The following is a 21,041-nucleotide window of genomic DNA, read 5'->3' on the forward strand; positions in this document are numbered from 1 at the left end:
ATGCTGCTCACGATCGACGTCGGCAACACGCACACCGTGCTGGGGCTGTTCGAGGGCGAGGACGTCATCGAGCACTGGCGGCTGGCCACCGACGCCCGCCGCACCGCCGACGAGATCGCGGTCATCCTCCAGGGCCTGCTGGCGCAGTCGCCGCTGCTCAAGGGGACCGACATCGACGGCATCGCCATCTGCTCCACCGTGCCGAGCGTGCTCAACGAGATGCGCGAGATGTGCCGCCGCTACTACGGCGACGTGACCGCGGTGATCGTGGAGCCGGGCATCCGCACCGGCGTGCCCGTACGCATGGACAACCCCAAGGAGGTCGGCAGCGACCGCATCGTCAACGCGCTGGCGGCCATCGACCAGTACGGCGGCCCCTGCGTCATCGTCGATTTCGGCACCGCCACCTCGTTCGACGCGGTGTCCGCCAAGGGCGAGTACGTCGGCGCGGTCACCGCCCCCGGCATCGAGATCTCGGTCGACGCGCTGGCCGCCGCCGGGGCGCAGCTGCACAAGGTGGAGTTGGTCAGGCCGCGCTCGGTGATCGCCAAGAACACGGTGGAGGCCCTGCAGGCCGGCATCATCTACGGCTTCGCGGGCCAGGTCGACGGCATCGTCGAGCGCATGGCGGCGGAGTTGGCCGACGACCCGGACGAGGTGACCGTGGTGGCCACCGGCGGGCACGCCTCGCTGGTCGTGGGGGAGTCGCGCTCGATCGACGTGCACGAGCCCTGGCTCACCCTCATCGGCCTGCGGCTGGTCTACAACAGGAACACCGCGTGAAACGAAGACGAGCGGCCCCCCACTCGGGAGCCGCTCGTGCCGGGAGACGCGTCACGCGTTCTCGGAGGTGTCGATGTAGCGCCACTGGCCGCACTTCGTCGGGTAGCCGCCGTACGGGCCGACCTGGCACACCTTGACCCGCAGGCTGGAGATGTCGTGCTCGTTGAAGGCGATCCTCCGGTATCCGGGGTAGCCGCAGTGCTTCTTCGACTCGACCGGCGACCAGTCGTGGTCGAAGTCGGCCGCCTGGAAGATGACGTACGCGCACTTGCCGCCCCTGCTGTAGCCACGGTTGTCCAGGTCGTAGAGCCGGCCCCGGACGGTGACCTCGTTGGACTCGCCGTCGCGGTCCCAGTCGACGGAGACCAGGCCCTGGGCCCTGGCGAGGTGGTTCCTGGAGTAGACGGGGCCGAAGCCGTCGGAGGAGTCCTGGTAGGCGGGCGAGCCGGCGCGGACCGAGGAGTCGTGGAAGCCGGACGCGGTCGCGCCGGCGGCCGAAGGCAGCGACAGGGCCAGAGCGCTGGTGGCGGCGAGGGCGAGGACGCCCGTCGCGATCTTCTTCAACATCTTCTCTCCTTGAGCTCCCCAGGGCCGGCTCCCTGCCGGCTCCCCCCTGAGCTCGTGAGATATTGGTAACGGAGTGTGCTTGCGGGGGTCCTGCAGCAGACCGACGAGCCCTTGCAGGTCGCCATATCCCCTACTCTTTGATGATGTGAGCGACGAACTTCCCGAGCAGCTGCGCATCCGGAGGGAGAAGCTCGACCGCCTTCGCAGTGAAGGCGTCGACCCTTACCCGGTGAATTTCCCACGCACGGCGACCAACAGCGAGGTCAGGGAGAAATACCGGGACCTGGAGCCCGACACCGCGACCGGTGACACGGTCTCGGTCGCGGGCCGCGTCATGCTCAGCCGCGTGGGCGGCAAGCTCTGCTTCGCCACGCTCCGCGACGGGGGCGCCGACCTGCAGGTCATGATCTCGCTCGCCAAGGTGGGCGAGGACTCACTGGCCCGCTGGAAGCGCGACGTCGACCTGGGCGACCACGTGGGCATCACCGGGGAGGTCATCACCTCGCGCCGGGGCGAGCTGTCCATCCTCGCCGACAGCTGGCAGATCACCGCCAAGTGCCTGCGTCCGCTGCCGGAGAAGCATCTCGGCCTCACCGACCCCGAGGCCCGCGTACGCCAGCGCTACGTCGACCTGATCGTCAACGACGAGGCCAGGAAGATGGCCCGCGTCCGCAGCGCCACCGTGCGCGCGGTGCGCGACTTCTGGCACGAGGAGGGTTACCTCGAGGTCGAGACGCCCATGCTGCAGCCGATCCACGGCGGCGCGACGGCCCGGCCGTTCAAGACCCACATCAACGCCTACGACATGGAGCTCTACCTTCGCATCGCGATCGAGCTCTACCTCAAGCGACTGGTGGTCGGCGGCATCGAGAAGGTCTTCGAGATCAACCGCAACTTCCGCAACGAGGGCGCCGACTCCACGCACAACCCCGAGTTCACCATGATCGAGGCGTACGGCACCTACCTCGACTACAACGACATGGCGGACCTGACGCAGCGGATGTACCAGCGGGCCGTCGTGGCCGCCCTCGGCACGTCCGTGGTCGTGCACGACGGCGCCGAGATCGACCTCGGCATCCCCGAATACCCGCGCATCACCCTCTACGGCGCCGTCTCCGGGGCGGTCGGTGAGGAGATCACCACCTCCACCACGCTGGAGGAGCTGCGCAAGATCGCGGACCGGCGCGAGATCCACTGGGATCCGAAGTGGGGCTCGGGCAAGCTCGTGCAGGAGCTCTTCGAGGCCCTGGTGGAGCACACGCTCATCCAGCCGACGTTCGTCATGGACTACCCGCTGGAGACCTCGCCGCTGACCCGTCAGCACCGCGACGACCCGCTGCTGACGGAGAAGTGGGACCTGATCGGCTTCGGCACCGAGCTCGGCACCGCCTACTCCGAGCTGATCGACCCGATCGAGCAGCGCCGCCGCCTGGTCGAGCAGTCCCTGCTCGCCGCGGGCGGCGACGTGGAGGCCATGCAGCTGGACGAGGACTTCCTGCAGGCGCTGGAGTACGCCATGCCTCCCACGGGCGGCATGGGCGCCGGCATCGACCGGATGATCATGGCCTTCACCGGCAAGAACATCCGCGAGACCATCCTGTTCCCGCTGGTCAAGCCGACCCACTGAGCGGCGTCGGTGGCTACCGGCTTTTGAGCCGGACGGGCAGCGCCGCGAGCCCGCGCAACACCAGGTTCTCCTTGTACGGCGGCGCGGCGTCCGGCAGCTCCAGCTTGGGAGCCGCGGCGGCCAGGGCGGAGAGCGCGATCTCGCCCTCCATCCTGGCCAGCGTCGCCCCCAGGCAGAAGTGGATGCCGAGGCCGAAGGCGAGGTGTCTGCCGGGCTCCCTGGTCACGTCGAAACGGTCGGGCTCAGGGAAGACCGCCGGGTCGCGGTTGGCCGCGCCGATCAGCCCGAGCACGGCCTGCCCCTTCTGCACAGGCACGCCACCCAGCGTCAGGTCCGCCAGCGCCACCCTGGACGTGAGCTGGACCGGCGGATCGTACCTGAGCACCTCTTCCACCACCTGGCGTGGCCGCTCGGCGGCGTACGCCAGCAGGCCGTGCCTGGTGAGGTTGAGCACTCCGTTGGCGATGAGGTTGACGGTGGTCTCGTGGCCGGCCACGAGCAGCAGCACGCAGGTGGCCAGCAACTCGGGTTCGGTGAGCTCCTCGACCTGTGCCAGGGCGCTCAGGAGGTCGTCGCCCGGCCGCTCCCGCCTGATCGCGACGAGTCCGCGGAAGTAGTCGCGGAACTCGCTTCTTGCCCGCTCGGTGTCCGACATGAGGTCGTCTGTCAACATCGGGTCAAGGCCGCGGGCCAGGACCTCACTCCAGCCGCGGAACCGTTCGTCGTCCTCCGGCGGCACCCCGAGCATCTCACTGATCACCCTGACAGGCAGCGGATGGGCGAAGCCGGAGACGAGATCGGCCTCCTCCGGCAGTCCGGCGATCAGTTCGGCGGTGATCGCCTCGACGCGCGGGCGGAGCCGTTCGAGCATCCGCGGGGTGAACGCCCGGCTGACGAGGGCGCGCAGCCTGGTGTGGTCGGGCGGGTCCATCCGGAGGAACGACTCCACCGGCCGGTCTGGGGTCCTGTCGTCCTGAGAGCCCGTCGCGTGCCCGAAACGCGGGTCGCGCAGCATGGCCGCGCAGAGCTCGTACGTGGTCGCGACGAGCAACCCCGCCCGCGTACGGAAGATGGCGCCACACGCCCGCAACTCCCGATATCGGGCGTACGGTTCGCGCAGGAATTCCGGATCGAACGGATCGAAGCCCAGGAGGTCGGCCGCGCTCATCGACGACGGATCCGGCACGCCGGACGGCTCGGTGAGATCGCTCATCGCGCGCCAGAGAGTGGCGACATATGCCGAGTACGTCACATATAAGGGATCATGTCAATTGGAGTCGTCAAGAGAGGCGATTGTTGTGCTTGACGACCTTTCCATGAGGCGTTTACCTTCTCCGAGACGAGTGGCTTTTGCCCGTTGTGCGGTCCGAGTTCTGCTGTTGGGGGGAGGGCTCCCGATGGATGTGCTCACTGAAGGCGTTGAGTTGAGCCATGCGGATTTGGCGTTGCTGGCGGAGCTGGCCAAGGGAGTCACCGTCGATCGAGTCGGCAGACGTCTGGATATCAGCGGACGTACGGTGCGCCGGAGACTGCGCGGCATCTGCGACCGCATCGGCGTGGCCACCGTCATCGAGGCCGTGGCCTGGGCGGCCCGCCGCCAGCTGATCTAGCGGCGGGCACGCGGCCGGCTCGCGGCGGACGGCCCGGAGGGCTCGCGGCGGCCACGACAAGGGCTCGCGGGCGGGACGGCTCGGAGGGCGGGTGCCCGCTCAGTCCGCGATGCGCACCGCACCCGCGAACGGCCGGTTGCCGATCGACGCGATGCGTACGACGTCGCCCGTCTGCGGGGCGTGCACCATCATGCCGCCGCCCAGGTAGATGCCGACGTGGTGCAGGTCGCCGTAGAAGAACACCAGGTCACCCGGTCGCATCTCCGTCCGCGAGATGTGCCTGCCCGCGGTCCACTGGTCGCCGGTGTAGTGCGGCAGCGAGATGCCCACCCGCTGGAAGGCCGCCATGACCAGGCCGGAGCAGTCGTACGAGCTGGGTCCCTCGGCGCCCCACACATACGGCTTGAGCTGCTGGGAGAGCGCCCACCGCGCGGCCGCGGCGGCCTTGCCGTCACCGGGGATGGGCAGGTTGACGCGCACGGCACGGCTGCCGGACTGCCCGGCCTGCCCGAGCGCCCGCTTGAACAGGTTGCTCTCGACCTTCGCCACGAGCTTGGTGATCTTGTCGCGCTTGGACTCGAGGTCGGAGACGATCTTCTTGACCTCTTCGATGCGCGCCTTGGCGCCGGCCCTGGCGCGGGCGGCGGTGTCCATGGCCTTGGTGAGCTGGTTGACCTGCTCGCCCTGCTGCTGCTCCAGCGCGTATGTGGTCGCGGCGCGATCCAGGAACGTCTCGGGGTCCTTGGCCGACGCGAATGCCAGCGCCTTGTTCAGCCCGCCCGACATGTACGCGTTCTGGGCCAGCAGGGACGCTCTCGCGTGCTTGGCGGCCAGATCGGTCTCACTGGTCGCCAGCGTCTTCTGTGCGGCGTCCACGGCCTTCTGAGCGGTCTTGAGCTTCTCGCGCTGACCGTTGTACTGCTCACTCAGCGTCTCGATCTCGGTGTGCATGCCCTCGACCTGCTTGGCGAGCTCGTTGAGCGTGGGCTTCGGATCCGCGGCAGCCGAGCCGACGGGGACGGCGAACAGGAGCGCGGCGACTGTGAGACCAATCACACCAAGGCGCCGACCCCGTTCCGGAGGGCGGGCGTGCTTGCCCGCCGACTTCCCCCCACGGTTGCGCGTGCGCTTCACCAAGCAGCTCCTCTCGTCGACGCCTACCGGGTTAGCTGACGGGTTCGGGCCGGAGCAGCCCTACCGAATGACTCGGATTCACCCCAGTGGTGGCGTGTCGAGCGCGCCACCGGCGGTTCCCCGGCTTCCCTCGCGGGAATTGGGCGTGTCTCCCGCTAGATACGCGGGGAACATCGTCGCTGGACACTAATGCACTCCGGGTTCCTGCTCAACCAGAACTGCCGAGTCTGTAGAGGTTTCGCAACTGAAGGGTCACAAGGTGATCTCGGTGGTGCGCGTACAGAAGAGACTTTATGTCCTCATTGTCGGTGGTTTCCGCCAAACTAAGGATCATGCCGCCTCTGTGCTCGCCCGGCCACGAGATGTCACAGGATGGGCCCAGACATGGGAGTTAGGGCTGAGCCGTAATGACGTCTGTACTCTGGAGGGCCATGGAGCAGGTGGCGGAACTGACGACGCCGGAGACCGCGGTGATGGTCCGGCGTGCCCGAACGCCTGACGTTCGCACGGTCAGGCGGTTGGTCGACGCCTACTCGGGCGCGGGGTCCCGGCTCCTGAAGAAGGCCACGGTGACGCTGTACGAGGACGTACAGGAGTTCTGGGTGGCCGAGTTGGGTGGGCGGGTCGTCGGCTGTGGCGCGCTCCACGTGTTGTGGGAGGATCTCGCGGAGGTTCGCACGGTGGCCGTGGACCCGGGGTGCCGGGGCATGGGCGTCGGCCACCGGATCGTCTCGGCGCTCATCCAGCAGGCGACAGATTTGGGTCTGCGACGTGTATTCTGCCTAACTTTTGAGGTCGACTTCTTCGCGAGGCATGGTTTTCGCCCGATCCAGGGCACCCCGGTCTCACCCGAGGTGTACGCGGAACTGCTGGCCTCGTACGACGAGGGTGTGGCGGAGTTCCTCGACCTGGAACACGTCAAGCCGAACACCCTGGGCAACACCCGCATGCTGCTGCATCTGACATCGGGTGACGCGGACCTTGACTAGATGGAAAGGTGATTGTTGATACCTATGTCGATACGTTGGGCAGCACAGGCATGTGTCCTGACACGTGCCACATGCGCACTCGAAGCGAGGTGACACGGTGAGCACCGGACAGCCGCCGTATCCACAGGACGATTCCGGCGAGAACTCTGCGCCTGGCACGCCGGACTACGGGCAGCAGTACCCGGGCCGCCACCCCGGCGAGCCCGATCCCGACGCCACTGTGGTCGGCTACCGGGCGGACGACGCCTACGGACAACCCCCGTACGGGCAGCAGCAGGGCTACGGCCAGCAGCAGCAGTACGGACAGCAGCAACAGTACGGACAGCAACCCCAACACGGGCAGCAGGGCTACGGCCAGCAACCCCAGCAGGGCCAGCAGCCCCAATACGGCCAGCAGCCGCAGTCCGGCCAGTACGGCCAGCAGGGCTACGGCCAGCAACCCCAATACGGCCAGCAGCCGCAGTCCCAGCCGGACTACGGCCAGCAACAGCAGTACGGCCAGCAACCCCAGTACGGCCAGCAGGACTACGGTCAGCAGCCGCAGTCCCAGCCGGGCTACGGCCAGCAACAGCAGTACGGCCAGCAGCCCCAGTCCCAGTCCCAGCCCGACTACGGCCAGCAGGGCTATGGCCAGCAACCCCAGTACGGCCAGCAGCCGCAGTCCCAACCGGACTACGGCCAGCAACAGCAGTACGGCCAGCAGCCCCAGTCCCAACCGGACTACGGCCAGCAACAGCAGTACGGCCAGCAGCCCCAGTCCCAGCCCGACTACGGTCAGCAGGGCTACGGTCAGCAGGGCCAGTACGGTCAGCAGCAGTACGGCCAGCAGGGCTACGGTCAGCAGACCCAGCCCGGCTACGGCCAGCAGCAGCAGTACGGCCAGCCGCAGTACGGCGACCAGCAGCAGTACGGCCAGGCATACGGGCAGCCGCAGCAGGCAGGCTACGGCCAGGCGCCCTACGGCCAGCCCGGTTACGGGCCGGTCGGCGTGCAGCCGCCGGGTGCGCCGGCCCCGCTGGCGGAGTGGTGGCAGCGCCTGGTGGCGAGGATCGTCGACGGAGTCCTGTTCGGCATCGTGATGTTCCTGGTGACGCTCATCTTCAGCCTCATCTTCGTCGCGACCTACAACTCGTCCACCGGCGTCGAATCGGGGCTGTTCAGCTCGACCGTCGTCAACATCCTGACCGCGCTCGTCCTGACCGTGGTCTACGTCGGTTACGACTTCTTCATGCACAAGATGAAGGGTCAGACGATCGGCAAGATGATCATGGGGATCAAGGTCGTGCAGGTCGGCGGCCACGTGCCTCCGGGCGGCATCCCCACCGACGCGTCGGCCAAGCGGGCGCTCGTGACGTGGGGCGGCTACGTCCTCTACTTCCTGCCCGTGGTCGGGGGCCTGCTCGCCAGCGTCGCCTGCGGTCTGAACGGCGCCTCGCAGCTGTGGGACAAGCCGTTGCAGCAGACGTTCGCGGACAAGTTCGCGGGCACTGTGGTGGTGAAGATCAAGTAGCCCTCGCGACGGGTGAAACCAGGGGCCGGCTTCCCGCCGGTCCCTGTGTTTTGTCCGCGTGGGCGTACCAGAATGGAGATCTCAGCCGTCGATGACGCGAGGTGGGGCTCATGGCCGGGACCGCGCCGTTGGCGGGCGCGCTGCCCGCGGAATGGTGGGAACGGCTGGCCGCCCGGCTGATTGAAGCACTCGTCTTCGGGATCTTCTATTACATTCTGTTCATCGCACTGTGGGCCATCTTTCGAACTGTTGGGGTTCTGGAGGTCTTCGAGGGCCGACTGCCCGGCGTTTGCGCGTGGCTGGTGGCCGGGCTGGGTTATGCGGTGTACGACTGGCAGGCTCATTCCCGTCACGGACGGACGTTCGGCAAGGCGATCATGAGGATTCGCCTGGCTCCGGCGGACCTGCCGAGCGGTGCCGCGCTGAAACGGACCCTGGTCTATCCGGCCCCGGTCATGCTGATGGGGATTCCGGTCGTCAATCTGGTGGCCGGAATGCTGCTGTTCGGCGTCGGCTTGCTCATCCTGATCGACAAGCCGCTGGAGCGGGGGCCGCACGACAGGCTGGCGGGAACACGTGTGGTGAAAGATCTTCGCTGAGCCTTCCGCACCTGGGCGGATGCCTTTTCGCAAAATTTTCGCTTGATCCGGTAAGGAGCCTGGAGAGACTGGCATTAGGCTATGGGACGTCCGGGTCGCCGGATGTTGGCGCCCCTGCCACATGCAGGGCATCTGTGTGCCGCTATGGTCGCGTGCGGGTGGTTGTCGCCTTGCGTGTCATGTGGGGCGCCGCGCCCTCGTGGTCGCGATCCAGGGCGCATAATGCGCCCCCGAAACCCCGCTAGCCGTGGAGGCGAGGACGAATGGAAGCCCTTACAGACGTATTGTCAGCGCTCATCCCCCCGGTCGTGGTCGGCGGCGCCTTCATCTTTGGCGTTGTGAAGTTGGTCCGGTCCGAGGCCGTCGGAGGCCGCCGAAACCGTGAGGATCAGGCCGAGGGGCAGAACTGATCGGCCAGTCAGCCGAATCCCCGTAGCGCTGAATTGTCTCCACGCCTTTCCGGGTATATGTTTGGGCAGGCGAATGAAACAATGCTCCGCGAAAGGATTGCGTAGATGGCCAAGCAGATCCAGGAGATTCTCATCGATGACCTCGATGGGGGCGAGGCCAATGAGACGGTCGCCTTCGCTATTGACGGCTCCTCCTACGAGATTGACCTCAGCGACCTTAACGCGAAGAAGCTGAGGGACGCGCTCACGCCTTTCGTGCAGCATGCGCGCAGGGCGGGCGCCGTGGCCACGCGTCGTCGTGGCCGGGGCGGCACTCGCGCGATGAGCCGGGAGAAGAGCTCGGAGATCCGGCAGTGGGCCAAGGCTCACGGTCTGCCGGTGAGCGAGCGCGGCCGCATCGCCTCCACCGTCGTGGAGAAGTACGAAGCGGCTCACTAAGGGAGCCATCTCTCGACCATGCGCTTATGCCGTTCGCCTAGGACCCCGGCGGCCGCCATAAGCGCATGATCGTCTCTGGACGTTCTTGAATGCCTGGACGTCCCAGAAGATGATCTCCCGACCTGTCCATATGCGGGCGTTTTGGCCGTGTGGTTCCGATCCTGGCACCGATTCACCGGCGGGCGCCCGTATATGTGGTCGTGCCGCACGTCCGTGCGGGCGAATGGCAGGCATACTCCCTTGAACGTACGCTCCGGGCCTTGCGCCGGAACGGCGTTTCATGAGACGGGCTCACGGGACGCGCCGGCGCAAATCTCGTGCCGTTAAGCCCCGCCGGCGATCTCCGGCTCGCCGGGCGTGTGGCGCGGAATGCCGTGTGTCTACGGATCTGCGCACATTGCCGGGTATACGGGAGTGCGGAGAATGCCGAGTACCGCGGGCGCCGTCGGCACGCGGAATCCTCGGTCCTCCGGGCGGGTGGAATGCCGGGTCACCGGTGAGGGCCGGCAATCTCGTACGCCGGAGGGCGCGGCGATCGTACGAAAACCCGCGTGGCGCGCGGGAGAGCCGGGAATGCGGTGACCCCGCAAGTGCGGCGCGGTCGCGAATGATGTCCCACCGCTAGTACGGCGAGCGACCCGAATGCCGTCCCGCACCGGTTCGCGGAGTGCCGCGAATGTGCGGCGCACCAGTGTTGTGGAGTGTCTCGAATGCCGCGTTGCGAGGGCGATGAGTCTCATGATGCGAGATGAGATCGGTAATCCGGCTGACCGGATGCCGGCGCGAATACCGTGCGGGATGAGCGGTCCACGCGGTGCCGTGCTGACGGCGTAGCCCGTCGGCTTGGCCAATCATTGAGTCGCCACATAGGATGATTGCGTAACAGATACGGACGCGGCATCTGTGATGCGTGGGCGAAGGCGCGACCCACCGCCGGCTCCGCCCAAGCGTCCGATGGCCGATCCGTGTGATCTGCGTACGCCGCCGGTGGCAATTTACGCCGCTTCGGTGAAGCGTCCCAAACATCGTTCGCTTGCGGCGTATCGGGAACACGTCACCCCCGAACAGTAGTTGGATGGAGGGTGAACGCCCTGCTCTCGGGGAACGTCTCTGCTATAGAGCGTGTCAGCGGCAGTGGGCACGGTTCGCCGAGCCAGGGCTAGCATGCGGGATGACGGGACCGGATTTACCGGCCTGACTGACCGCTCTGTGAGGAGCGACGAGATGTTCGAGAGGTTCACCGACCGAGCGAGGCGTGTTGTCGTCTTGGCCCAAGAAGAGGCCAGGATGCTCAACCACAACTACATCGGCACTGAGCACATTCTTCTTGGTTTGATCCATGAAGGTGAGGGCGTAGCCGCCAAGGCTCTGGAGAGCCTCGGCATCAGCCTTGAGGGTGTGCGCCAGCAGGTCGAGGAGATCATCGGCCAGGGCCAGTCGGCTCCGTCGGGGCACATTCCGTTCACCCCGCGGGCCAAGAAGGTCCTCGAGCTGTCGCTCCGTGAGGCTTTGCAGCTGGGCCACAACTACATCGGCACCGAGCACATCCTGCTCGGGCTCATCCGCGAGGGTGAAGGTGTGGCCGCCCAGGTGCTGGTCAAGCTTGGAGCTGATCTCAACCGTGTCAGGCAGCAGGTCATCCAGTTGCTCCACGGTTACCAGGGCAAGGAGCCGGCCGCGGCGGGCGGCCCGCAGGAGTCGGCCCCGTCGACCTCCCTGGTGCTCGACCAGTTCGGCCGCAACCTGACCCAGGCTGCCCGCGAGGGCAAGCTGGATCCGGTCATCGGCCGCGAGAAGGAGATCGAGCGGGTCATGCAGGTCCTCTCCAGGAGGACCAAGAACAACCCCGTTCTCATCGGCGAGCCCGGCGTCGGCAAGACCGCAGTCGTCGAGGGCCTGTCGCAGAAGATCGTCAGGGGCGAGGTGCCCGAGACGCTGAAGGACAAGCAGCTCTACACGCTTGACCTCGGCGCCCTGGTCGCCGGCTCCCGTTACCGCGGCGACTTCGAAGAGCGCCTGAAGAAGGTGCTCAAGGAGATCCGCACGCGCGGCGACATCATCCTGTTCATCGACGAGCTGCACACGCTCGTGGGTGCGGGCGCCGCGGAGGGCGCGATCGACGCCGCCAGCATCCTCAAGCCGATGCTGGCCCGCGGCGAGCTGCAGACGATCGGCGCGACCACACTCGACGAGTACCGCAAGTACCTGGAGAAGGACGCGGCGCTGGAGCGCCGGTTCCAGCCGATCCAGGTGGCCGAGCCGTCGCTCAGCCACACGATCGAGATCCTCAAGGGCCTGCGCGACCGCTACGAGGCGCACCACCGCGTGTCCATCACCGACGACGCGCTGGTGGCCGCCGCGCAGCTGGCCGACCGCTACATCAGCGACCGCTACCTGCCCGACAAGGCGATCGACCTCATCGACGAGGCCGGTTCCCGGATGCGCATCCGCAGGATGACCGCTCCGCCGGACCTGCGCGAATACGACGAGAAGATCGCCAACGTCCGTCGCGACAAGGAGTCCGCGATCGACGCGCAGGACTTCGAGAAGGCCGCTGCGCTCCGCGATCAGGAGAAGCAGCTCCAGCTCAAGCGCGAGCGGCGGGAGAAGGAGTGGAAGGCCGGCGACATGGACGTCGTGGCCGAGGTCACTTCGGACCTCATCGCCGAGGTCCTGGCGACCGCCACCGGCATCCCGGTCTTCAAGCTGACCGAGGAGGAGTCGCAGCGCCTGCTCCGCATGGAGGACGAGCTCCACAAGCGGATCATCGGCCAGGACGACGCCATCAAGGGCCTGTCGCGGTCCATCCGGCGCACCCGCGCCGGTCTGAAGGACCCGCGGCGTCCCGGCGGCTCGTTCATCTTCGCGGGTCCCTCCGGTGTCGGTAAGACCGAGCTGTCCAAGGCGCTGGCGGAGTTCCTCTTCGGTGACGAGGACTCTCTGATCAGCCTGGACATGTCGGAGTTCATGGAGAAGCACACGGTCTCCAGGCTGTTCGGCTCGCCTCCCGGCTACGTCGGCTACGAGGAGGGCGGCCAGCTCACCGAGAAGGTGCGGCGCAAGCCGTTCTCCGTGGTCCTGTTCGACGAGATCGAGAAGGCCCACCCCGACATCTTCAACTCGCTGCTGCAGATTCTGGAAGACGGTCGCCTGACCGACGCCCAGGGCCGCGTGGTGGACTTCAAGAACACGGTCATCATCATGACCACCAACCTCGGCACCAAGGACATCTCCAAGGGCATCGGGGTCGGGTTCGCCAAGTCCAACGACGCCGACTCCAACTACGACCGGATGAAGTCCAAGGTGCAGGAAGAGCTCAAGCAGCACTTCAGGCCCGAGTTCCTCAACCGCGTCGACGACATCGTGGTCTTCCACCAGCTCACGCCGGCGGAGATCATCCTGATCGTCGACCTGATGCTCAACCAGGTCGACGCCAGGCTGAAGGACCGCGACATGGGGCTCGACGTCTCGCCCGAGGCCAAGCAGCTGCTGGCCGACCGCGGTTACGACCCGGTCATGGGCGCCCGTCCGCTGCGGCGCACGATCCAGCGCGAGCTGGAGGACTCCCTGTCGGAGAAGATCCTTTACGGCGAGCTCCGGCCGGGGCAGGTCGTCAAGGTGACGGTCGAGGGCGAGGGCGACAACGCCACGTTCGCCTTCCGGGGCGAGTCGGCGTCGCCGATCCCGGACTCGGCGGCGGCCATAGCGGCTCCGATCCAGCACTGAGGGCTCAGCCCAGGTTCGCCGGAAAGCCCCTGTGTGATTCGTCACACAGGGGCTTTCCCTTTTGCCCGGGTTCGTCGGTTCTGGCGCCAGGGGCGGTGTGCGGGAGGGATCGGCCTCCCAAGAGATGGGGCTGGGTCAGGGTGTGCCGGCGTGCTCGGGGGCGCTGAGCTGGCCTCAGTCGGCTCGGGGTGTCGGGGTAAGTCGTTGGGTCCACCGTGCGTGCGGTAGTCGCTGCCCGGGGCGATGGGAGGCGTACACCGGCATTCTGGGGCGGCCGAACGCTGTCGTCGCTCGATTGCCGGGTGGAGCGGGGGTATGTTCACCACCGCAGGTAGTACTACACTGCGTAGAGCTTCGCCAAGTGAGTCGCAAGAGCGTGTTCCAGTCTGGGGGCTGCTCCCTGGGGAGTAGCGAGGAATCAACTCAGGGCGGACGCGTGCGCCACCCGAGAGCGGTCATGCTCGGCCAGGTGCCCACGTCCGAGGCGGGCGACGGGAACACACAAGAGAGCCCTGGAGGAACCGATGCGCCTGCGTCACGATGACGGAACGCTCGTTCACCTCGCCTACAACGCGGGTGTCCACCCGGCGGAGGACCTGGAGAACCTGATCGCCCATCTGACCCGCTACGCGGTCCCGGTGCGCAAGCGGCTGGGCGTGGAGCGGATGGGCGTCGGCCTGTGGCTCTCCCCGAGCGTCGCCGACCATCTCACGGCCGACCGCATCGAGCTCGTACGCCTGCGCCGCTCCCTGGAGGAGCGCGGCCTCGAGGTCGTCAGCCTCAACGGCACGGGCGGGCGCAACCAGGAGGTGCCAGGACCCGACTGGGCCAAGCCCGAGCGCTACCGCTACACCATGGCGCTGGCCAAGATCCTGGCGTTCCTGCTGCCGGAGGACGTGCGGTTCGGGAGCATCTCCACGATCCCGATCGGCTGGCGCCGCGACTGGCCCGCCGACCTGAACGCGATCGCCACCCGCCGCCTGGAGCGGCTGGCGCGCGAGCTGCGCGGCATCTACAGCGTGACAGGCAAGACGATCAGGGTCGGGTTCGAGCCGTGGCCCGGGTGTGTGCTGGAGACGACCGAGCAGGCGCTGGAGCGGGTGGGCGGCATCGACTCCGAGCACCTCGGCGTTTGCCTGGACGCCTGCCACCTGGCCTGCGGGGCCGAGGAGCCCGGCGCGGCGCTGCGGGGGCTCGCCGCGGCCGGGGCGCCCGTGGTCAAGCTGGGGCACGTGCACAACCACACCGATGAGACGCCGAGCACGGGCGGGGTGCTGACCGACACGCTCACGGCGATGTTGTCGGGGGCGGTGAGCGGCAGCGCGCACATCGAGGTCGAGACGCACAACCTGTTCGTGCCCGGCCGGGCGAAGGGGCCGGGGGCGCTGGTCTCGCTGCTCGCCGAGGAGCTCGCCTGGGCCCGTACGAACCTCACGGGCCTGGGCCTCCAGCTCGCCGCCTAGAGCGTGCCTTCACGGGCCTGGGCCCCAGTTCGCTCCCAGGTCGTGCCTTGACGGGCCTGGGCCCCCAGTTCGCCCAGGGCGCCTGTGTCTCCAGCTGGCCGCCTAGAGCGCGCCTCGCGGGCCCTGGGCCCCCGGTTCGCCGCCTGGAGCGTGCCTTACGGGGCCTCCGGCTGCCGCCTAGAGCGTGCCGAACCAGCCTGGGGTGTCGAGGCGCCACAGGTTGGCCGGGGTGACCTTGCGCAGGTCCGACTCCAGCGCCTGCAAGCGGTCCTCGCCGAGCTCACCGGCCCAGCGGGCGCGCAGGTCGTCGAAGATGCGGGCCGAGCGGCTCAGCGCGTCCAGTCCGTACGGGGTGAGCCGGGCGATCTTGCGTCGTGTGTCGTGCGGATCCGGAGTGCGTTCGACGTAGCCGATGCGTTCCAGGGTGTCGATGGTCTTGCCCGCGGCCTGCTTCGAGACGCCGAGCGCGCGGCCCAGCTCCACCGCCGTGCTGCCGTCCGGGCCGATCGCCTGCATGACGAACCCGTGCATCGGGCGTATCTCCGGGTGGCCCTGGCGGGCGAGCTCGGCGTGGAGCTCGTCGATCAGCACCCTGAACGCGAGCAGCAGGCGTAGCGGCAGTTCGAAGCCTTGGCTTGACATGATAGACAACCTGGTTAACTATATGGACAACGTAGTTGCCTATCTTAGGGGGTTCAAGGCGTGACTGTCATTCGAAGCGCGGAGGCGCGGCGTTCGGAGACTCCTGGCGGGGTCATGACGACGTTCGCCTCACCGACGCAGGGTGGGGCCTCGCGGTCCCTGTGGCGGGTCGACGCGCGGCCCGGAGCCGAGGGGCCGGTGCACGACTTCGACGGCGAGCAGGTGTGGAGCTGGGTCGCCGGGGCGGCCGTCGTCGAGTTGGGGGACGAGCGGTTCGAGGTCGCCGCCGGGGATACCGTCGTCATGCCCGCGCGTACGGTGCGGCGCGTGCTGGCCGACCCCGCCGCCGGATACAGCGCCGTGGTCACCGCTCCAGCGGGCGCCCGAGCACTGGCCCCCGACGGAGCCGACTACGGCATCCCACCCTGGATCGCCTGACGAAACGCGCCCAGGCCGGCCCCACCCTCGGGCCGCACCGCCGAAACGAGCGTGACGGCTGTCCGCACCCTCGGGCGGCGCTGCCGAGATGGGCGTGATGGGTGCCCGCACTCTCGGGCGGAGCTGCGGAGGTGGCTGTGGTCGGCGGCTGGGGTGGGTTAGTTGTGGGGGAGGCGGTAGGTGTTGTCGGCGAGGGGCTCGGCCAGGCCGTCGGCGACGAGGCCGTCCAGGGCGCGCTCGCGTTGTGGCGCGTCGTCCCACACGGCGTCCAGGGCCGCCTTGGGGACGGGGCCGTGGGCTGAGCGCAGTACCTCCAGCAGGCGGCCGCGGCACTGGCGGTCGGTCCCCGCGTACGTCTGGCCCCTGCGTGCGGGACCGGCGTGCGGCGGTTTGCCGGCCAGCCGCCATGCGCACAGGTCGGTGATCGGGCAGTCGGCGCAGCGCGGGGCGCGGGCGGTGCACACGAGCGCCCCCAGCTCCATCACCGCCACGCCCCAGCGGGCCGCGCCCAACTCGGGCAGGAGCGCCTCCGCCAGCCGCCGCTCGGCCGCGGAGGTGGCCGTGGGCGGGTATTCCTCCGCGCGTACGGCCCTGGCGAAGACCCGGCGGACGTTCGTGTCCAGCACGGCGTGCCGGCCGCCGTACGCGAAGCTGGCGACCGCGGCGGCGGTGTACTCGCCGATGCCGGGCAGGGAGAGCAGGGTCGCGTGGTCGGACGGCACCTCGCCGCCGTGCTCCTCGGTGATGGCCCTGGCGCAGGCGTGCAGGCGCAGCGCCCTGCGGGGGTAGCCGAGCCGGCCCCAGTGGCGTACGGCCTCGCCCGGCTGCTCAGCCGCCAGCGCCTTGGGGTCCGGCCACCGGGTCATCCAGTCGTGCCAGACGGGCAGGACGCGGACGACGGGGGTCTGCTGCAGCATGATCTCGCTGACCAGCACGCCCCACGGGGTCGCGTCCCCGGCACGCCACGGGAGGTCTCGGGCGTTGTCGTCGTACCACGCCAGAACGGGGGTGTGTAGGAGGTTCGGCTCAACCACGCGGTCAAGGGTATGCCTAGATGGCGGGCGTCGGCGTGTCGTCACTCGTCGCGGAGATCCAATTACCATGCTGAGCGTATGGATCCGGATACGATGCGTGGCGACGGCGGTGACGTCTACTGGCGGCGGCGGATGAGCGTCCTGGTAGCGGTGCTCGTCGTGGTGGCCGTTGTGGCTTGGGCGTGTTCCAGCGGGGGCAGCGGGCCGGAGCGCACGTCCAGCGCGCAGACGTCATCGAGCGCCACGCCCACCCCCGATCCGCTGCTGGGGCTGCGTACGCTCGCCATGGGCACGGCCAGTCCTTCGCCGACCCCGAGCGTGACCCCGAAGGCGTCCCCGAGCGCCCGGCCCAAGCGGCCGGGGCAGCCGTGCGCGGAGGAGGACCTCGTGCTCAGCCTCCGGGGCGGCAAGGAGGAGATCTACTCGGGCGGCTCCCGGCCCGCCTTCCTGATCACCCTGGTGAACACGGGACCCGTGATGTGCACGGCCGACGTGGGGCCGCGGGCGATGGAGATCCGCATCACCTCGGGGGCCGACCGCATCTGGTCCACCTCCGACTGCGTCAGCGGCTCGGGCTCGGAGGTCGAGCAGCTGCAGCGGGGGGTGCCTTACGTCCGGTCGCTGGAGTGGGACCGGCGCCGGTCCAGCTCCGACTGCCGCACCAGGCCGGAGACGGCGCTGCCCGGCACGTACGTGACCACCGTGCGCATGGGCAGGCTGCGCAGCACCAAGGGCGTCTTCCACCTGCGGTAGAAGCGATAGCATCGCAGCGGCGTACAAGCACAAGACGTGACGAGGGGGTTGATGAATATGGCTGCCGGTAGCCGTCATCAGCATGCCCTTGTCCGGTCCGCGCGAGGCTGAAGCGCGGCCCGGGTCGTACGAACGACCAGGAGTCTGTCTTGTCTGTTTTCTACTCGGTGACCGGCACCGATCTGACCACCGACCGCCTCATCCTGCGGTCGTGGACCGCCGGCGAAGTCAGCGCCGTCCTGGACGGCGCCCGGCCGTCACACTGGGCCGGCGACTTCCCCGCGGAAGGTGATCACGTCATCGCCGGCCTGTTCGCCGAGCACCCCGCCTGGCTGGGCGAGTACGGCCACCGTCAGATCGTCGAGCGCGACAGCGGCCTGGTGGTCGGCTCGATCGGCCTGTTCTGGCCGCCCGCCGACGGCGTACTCGAAGTCGGTTACGGCGTCGTGGCCTCCAGGCGCGGGCGTGGCTACGCGTCCGAGGCCACGTGTGCCCTGACCGAGTTCGCCTTCACCGCGCCGGACGTCCACACGGTCCAGGCCGACGTGGAGTCGTCGAACATGCCCTCGATCCGCGTCCTGGAAAAGGCCGGCTACCGGCGATCGCACACCGACACCGAGCGGAACACCGCCCGGTACGTCGCGGTCCAGCGGTAACCACTCTAGGGGCCGGCGGCGGTGCGCCGCCGGCCCTCGGGATCGGCGGTAGTACCACCCCTCGGGATCGGCGGTGGTGCGCCGCCGCCGGTCCCCCGGTCTCACACGTAGCGTTCGAGGATGGAGGACTCGGCGAGCCGGGAGAGGCCCTCGCGGACGCTGCGCGCCCGCGACTCGCCGACGCCCCCGACGGCCTGCAGGTCGTCGATGCTGGCGGCCAGCAGCTTCTGCAGCCCGCCGAAGTGGTTGACCAGGCGGTCGACCACGGTGGCGGGCAGGCGGGGGACCTTGGCCAGGAGGCGGAAGCCCCGGGGGCTGACGGGGCTGTCCAGCTTGTCGGTGCCGTTGTGGCCGAGGACGTGGGCCACGATCGCGAGGTCGAGCAGCTCGTTGCCGGACAGCTTGTCCAGATCCTGCATCGCCTCGGTCAGGCGCTTCTGCCGGCGGCCCGCCTGGGTCGGCAGGTAGTCGCGGATGACGAGCTCGCGTTCGGAGTCGACGCCGGCCACCAGCTCGTCCAGTTGCAGGGACAGCAGCCGGCCGTCGGTGCCCAGCTCCACCACGTAGCCCTTGATCTCGTCGGAGATGCGGCGGACCATCTCCAGGCGCTGCGCCACCGCGGCCACGTCGCGCACGGTGACGAGGTCTTCGATCTCCAGGGCCGAGAGGGTGCCGGAGACCTCGTCCAGGCGGTGCTTGTAACGCTCAAGGGTGGCCAGGGCCTGGTTGGCCTTGGACATGATGGCCGCGGACTCCTCCAGGACGTAGCGGATGCCGTCGAGATAGAGGGCGATGATGCGCATCGACTTGCTGATGGCGATGATGGGCAGGCTCGTCTGCCTGGCGACGCGCTGGGCCGTGCGGTGGCGGGTGCCTGACTCGTCGGTGGGGATGGACGGGTCGGGCACGAGGTGGACGGCGGCGCGGACGATCTTCTGGTCGTCGCTGACCACGATGGCGCCGTCCATCTTGGCCAGCTCGCGCAGCCTGGTGGCGGAGAAGTCGACGTCGAGCTCGAAACCGCCGCTGCAGACCTCCTCGACGACCTTGTTGTAGCCGAGCACGATCAGCCCGCCGGTCTGCCCGCGCAGGATCCGCTCGAGGCCGTCGCGCAGAGGTGTGCCCGGGGCCACAGCGGCCAGGGCTTCGCGACGGCGGTCGTCCAGACTCCTATCCACCTGACCCCCGTGTCGATCGGTCACCGCTCAGCTTAGCCGTGCTATGTGACGTGCGTGAGAGCGTCCCAGACGTTCTCCGCCTGAACCACCTCGAATCCGGGTGCGAACGCCACCGGCCCCACAGGCACCAGTGAACGCTGTCCGTTACGTCGGCGGCCGCCTTCTTCCAGGGATCCGGAGGGGACGAGCGCCCGTTTGAAACCCAGCCTGGCCGCTTCGGTCAGCCGCCTGCGTACGTCCTTGACCGGGCGCAGCTCTCCCGCCAGCCCCACCTCTCCGAGGGCCACCAGACCGGCGGGCAGCGGCTTGTCCCCGGCGGCGCTGGCCACCGCGAGCATGACCGCCAGGTCCACCGCCGGGTCGGCCAGCTTGATGCCGCCGACGGTCGCGGTGAACACGTCGCAGCCGCCCAGTCGGGCGTTGAGCCGCCGCTCCAGCACCGCGAGGATCATCTGCACGCGATAGGTGTCGAGACCGGACGACGTGCGCCTGGGCTGCTGCGCGTCCGTGCGCGCCACCAGGGCCTGGACCTCGGCGGGGAGCGGGCGGGTGCCCTCGACCGTGACCGTGACGCAGGTGCCCGGCACCGGCTCGCTGCGCCGGGAGACGAACAGGCCGCTCGGGTCGGTGATGCCCTCGATGCCCCGCTCGTGCAGATCGAAACAGCCGATCTCGTCGGTGGGGCCGAACCGGTTTTTGATCGCGCGCACCATGCGCAGCCTGGAGTGCCGGTCTCCCTCGAAGTTGAGCACGACGTCGACCAGGTGCTCCAGCGTGCGCGGGCCGGCGATCGAGCCGTCCTTGGTGACGTGGCCGACGAGCACGGTCGCCAGATCGCGCTCCTTGGCCAGCCGCACCAGGTTGGCGGCCACCTCGCGCACCTGCGTCACCCCGCCGGGCACGCCCGTGGTCTGGGCCGAGCCGACCGTCTGCACCGAGTCGACGACCAGCAGCCTGGGCTGGACCTTGTCCACGTGGGTGATCAGGGCGGACAACTCGCTCTCCGCGGCGAGGTAGAGATCGTCCTGGATCGCGCCGATGCGGTCGGCGCGCAGGCGCACCTGGGCGGCCGACTCCTCGCCCGTCACATAGAGGACGGTGTCGCGCTCGGCGATGCGGGCCGCGGCCTCGAGCAGGAGCGTGGACTTGCCGATGCCGGGCTCGCCGGCCAGCAGCACGACCGCGCCCGGCACCAGGCCGCCGCCGAGCACCCGGTCGAGCTCGCTCACGCCGGTCGTGCGCGCGATCGCCACCTCGGCCTTGACCTGGCCGATCGGCAGCGCGGGCGCGGTGGTGGCGCCGCCCTGGACGACGCTGACCCCGGCCCGCGCGCCCTCCTCGTCGACCGTGCCCCACGCCTGGCACTCGCCGCACCTGCCCACCCATTTGGTGGTGCGCCAACCGCACTCGGCGCAGCGGTATCCGGGTTTCTGGGCAGTCTTGGCCATGCGGAGCAGGCTATAGGGGGGAACCGACAATCTGGG

The 21,041-nt window shown here is 68.6% G+C and carries 19 protein-coding genes and 1 riboswitch; of the genes, 12 read left to right on the top strand and 7 right to left on the bottom strand.

What is annotated here, in order from left to right:
- Positions 1–783, top strand: coding sequence for a type III pantothenate kinase (locus tag ITP53_RS12430; RefSeq protein WP_195895509.1), 783 nt, complete (start codon positions 1–3; stop codon positions 781–783).
- Positions 784–834: 51 nt separating this feature from the next.
- Here ITP53_RS12430 and ITP53_RS12435 read toward each other — a convergent pair whose 3' ends face one another.
- Positions 835–1,350 (bottom strand): hypothetical protein, encoded by a 516-nt coding sequence (locus ITP53_RS12435; protein WP_195895510.1) that lies wholly within the window; start codon positions 1,348–1,350, stop codon positions 835–837.
- Between the two features lie 145 nt (positions 1,351–1,495).
- Here ITP53_RS12435 and lysX point away from each other — a divergent pair, with 145 nt between their 5' ends.
- A complete protein-coding gene (gene lysX, locus ITP53_RS12440; RefSeq protein ID WP_195895511.1) occupies positions 1,496–2,977 on the top strand; it encodes a bifunctional lysylphosphatidylglycerol synthetase/lysine--tRNA ligase LysX in 1,482 nt (493 codons plus the stop codon).
- A gap of 13 nt (positions 2,978–2,990) precedes the next feature.
- Here the strand turns inward: lysX and ITP53_RS12445 are convergent, their stop codons facing one another.
- On the bottom strand, positions 2,991–4,190 hold the full coding sequence (locus tag ITP53_RS12445; RefSeq protein WP_236050751.1) for a cytochrome P450: 1,200 nt from the start codon (positions 4,188–4,190) through the stop codon (positions 2,991–2,993).
- A gap of 184 nt (positions 4,191–4,374) precedes the next feature.
- Between ITP53_RS12445 and ITP53_RS12450 the strand changes: the two genes are divergently transcribed.
- Positions 4,375–4,587, top strand: a complete 213-nt coding sequence (locus ITP53_RS12450) for a LuxR C-terminal-related transcriptional regulator (RefSeq protein ID WP_195895512.1) — start codon at positions 4,375–4,377, stop codon at positions 4,585–4,587.
- Between the two features lie 99 nt (positions 4,588–4,686).
- Here the strand turns inward: ITP53_RS12450 and ITP53_RS12455 are convergent, their stop codons facing one another.
- The gene (locus tag ITP53_RS12455; protein ID WP_328814383.1) at positions 4,687–5,643 is read right to left on the bottom strand and encodes a C40 family peptidase; all 957 of its coding nucleotides are present in this window, start codon (positions 5,641–5,643) and stop codon (positions 4,687–4,689) included.
- A gap of 83 nt (positions 5,644–5,726) precedes the next feature.
- A riboswitch (cyclic di-AMP (ydaO/yuaA leader) is annotated at positions 5,727–5,877 on the bottom strand.
- A gap of 275 nt (positions 5,878–6,152) precedes the next feature.
- Here ITP53_RS12455 and ITP53_RS12460 point away from each other — a divergent pair.
- From ITP53_RS12460 to ITP53_RS12485, 6 genes are all read left to right on the top strand, one after another.
- Positions 6,153–6,710, top strand: coding sequence for an amino-acid N-acetyltransferase (locus ITP53_RS12460; RefSeq protein WP_195895514.1), 558 nt, complete (start codon positions 6,153–6,155; stop codon positions 6,708–6,710).
- Positions 6,711–6,807: 97 nt separating this feature from the next.
- A complete protein-coding gene (locus ITP53_RS60230) occupies positions 6,808–8,220 on the top strand; it encodes an RDD family protein (RefSeq protein ID WP_195895515.1) in 1,413 nt (470 codons plus the stop codon).
- 110 nt (positions 8,221–8,330) lie between these two features.
- Positions 8,331–8,819, top strand: coding sequence for an RDD family protein (locus ITP53_RS12470; protein ID WP_195895516.1), 489 nt, complete (start codon positions 8,331–8,333; stop codon positions 8,817–8,819).
- Between the two features lie 515 nt (positions 8,820–9,334).
- Positions 9,335–9,667 (top strand): histone-like nucleoid-structuring protein Lsr2, encoded by a 333-nt coding sequence (locus ITP53_RS12475; protein ID WP_195895517.1) that lies wholly within the window; start codon positions 9,335–9,337, stop codon positions 9,665–9,667.
- Between the two features lie 1,224 nt (positions 9,668–10,891).
- Positions 10,892–13,393 carry an ATP-dependent Clp protease ATP-binding subunit gene (locus ITP53_RS12480; RefSeq protein ID WP_195895518.1) on the top strand — a complete coding sequence of 834 codons (2,502 nt, stop codon included), beginning with the start codon at positions 10,892–10,894 and terminating at the stop codon, positions 13,391–13,393.
- A gap of 524 nt (positions 13,394–13,917) precedes the next feature.
- A complete protein-coding gene (locus ITP53_RS12485) occupies positions 13,918–14,856 on the top strand; it encodes a TIM barrel protein (RefSeq protein WP_195895519.1) in 939 nt (312 codons plus the stop codon).
- 177 nt (positions 14,857–15,033) lie between these two features.
- Here ITP53_RS12485 and ITP53_RS12490 read toward each other — a convergent pair whose 3' ends face one another.
- Positions 15,034–15,498, bottom strand: coding sequence for a MarR family winged helix-turn-helix transcriptional regulator (locus ITP53_RS12490; RefSeq protein WP_195895520.1), 465 nt, complete (start codon positions 15,496–15,498; stop codon positions 15,034–15,036).
- Positions 15,499–15,558: 60 nt separating this feature from the next.
- On the opposite strand from ITP53_RS12490, the gene ITP53_RS12495 reads away from it, so the two are divergent.
- Positions 15,559–15,936 (top strand): cupin domain-containing protein, encoded by a 378-nt coding sequence (locus ITP53_RS12495; protein ID WP_195895521.1) that lies wholly within the window; start codon positions 15,559–15,561, stop codon positions 15,934–15,936.
- Between the two features lie 158 nt (positions 15,937–16,094).
- On the opposite strand, the gene ITP53_RS12500 is transcribed toward ITP53_RS12495, so the two are convergent.
- A complete protein-coding gene (locus ITP53_RS12500; protein WP_195895522.1) occupies positions 16,095–16,970 on the bottom strand; it encodes an A/G-specific adenine glycosylase in 876 nt (291 codons plus the stop codon).
- A gap of 78 nt (positions 16,971–17,048) precedes the next feature.
- On the opposite strand from ITP53_RS12500, the gene ITP53_RS12505 reads away from it, so the two are divergent.
- Positions 17,049–17,723 carry a hypothetical protein gene (locus ITP53_RS12505; RefSeq protein WP_195895523.1) on the top strand — a complete coding sequence of 225 codons (675 nt, stop codon included), beginning with the start codon at positions 17,049–17,051 and terminating at the stop codon, positions 17,721–17,723.
- 149 nt (positions 17,724–17,872) lie between these two features.
- Positions 17,873–18,379, top strand: coding sequence for a GNAT family N-acetyltransferase (locus tag ITP53_RS12510; protein ID WP_195895524.1), 507 nt, complete (start codon positions 17,873–17,875; stop codon positions 18,377–18,379).
- 101 nt (positions 18,380–18,480) lie between these two features.
- On the opposite strand, the gene disA is transcribed toward ITP53_RS12510, so the two are convergent.
- On the bottom strand, positions 18,481–19,557 hold the full coding sequence (disA, locus tag ITP53_RS12515) for a DNA integrity scanning diadenylate cyclase DisA (RefSeq protein WP_195895525.1): 1,077 nt from the start codon (positions 19,555–19,557) through the stop codon (positions 18,481–18,483).
- Positions 19,558–19,598: 41 nt separating this feature from the next.
- Complete coding sequence (radA, locus tag ITP53_RS12520) at positions 19,599–21,005, bottom strand: DNA repair protein RadA (RefSeq protein ID WP_195895526.1); 1,407 nt, start codon at positions 21,003–21,005, stop codon at positions 19,599–19,601.
- Positions 21,006–21,041 lie beyond the last annotated feature (36 nt).

Source organism: Nonomuraea cypriaca (assembly GCF_015645445.1).
GTDB lineage: Bacteria > Actinomycetota > Actinomycetes > Streptosporangiales > Streptosporangiaceae > Nonomuraea > Nonomuraea cypriaca.

Coding starts and splice junctions, on each gene's coding strand:
- ITP53_RS12460 (WP_195895514.1), top strand. CDS start 6,153: ATGGAGCAGGTGGCGGAACTGACGACGCCGGAGACCGCGGTGATGGTC.
- ITP53_RS12450 (WP_195895512.1), top strand. CDS start 4,375: ATGGATGTGCTCACTGAAGGCGTTGAGTTGAGCCATGCGGATTTGGCG.
- ITP53_RS12485 (WP_195895519.1), top strand. CDS start 13,918: ATGCGCCTGCGTCACGATGACGGAACGCTCGTTCACCTCGCCTACAAC.
- ITP53_RS12475 (WP_195895517.1), top strand. CDS start 9,335: ATGGCCAAGCAGATCCAGGAGATTCTCATCGATGACCTCGATGGGGGC.
- ITP53_RS12445 (WP_236050751.1), bottom strand. CDS start 4,190: ATGAGCGATCTCACCGAGCCGTCCGGCGTGCCGGATCCGTCGTCGATG.
- ITP53_RS12505 (WP_195895523.1), top strand. CDS start 17,049: ATGGATCCGGATACGATGCGTGGCGACGGCGGTGACGTCTACTGGCGG.
- radA (WP_195895526.1), bottom strand. CDS start 21,005: ATGGCCAAGACTGCCCAGAAACCCGGATACCGCTGCGCCGAGTGCGGT.
- ITP53_RS12470 (WP_195895516.1), top strand. CDS start 8,331: ATGGCCGGGACCGCGCCGTTGGCGGGCGCGCTGCCCGCGGAATGGTGG.
- ITP53_RS12480 (WP_195895518.1), top strand. CDS start 10,892: ATGTTCGAGAGGTTCACCGACCGAGCGAGGCGTGTTGTCGTCTTGGCC.
- ITP53_RS12435 (WP_195895510.1), bottom strand. CDS start 1,350: ATGTTGAAGAAGATCGCGACGGGCGTCCTCGCCCTCGCCGCCACCAGC.
- ITP53_RS12490 (WP_195895520.1), bottom strand. CDS start 15,498: ATGTCAAGCCAAGGCTTCGAACTGCCGCTACGCCTGCTGCTCGCGTTC.
- ITP53_RS12430 (WP_195895509.1), top strand. CDS start 1: ATGCTGCTCACGATCGACGTCGGCAACACGCACACCGTGCTGGGGCTG.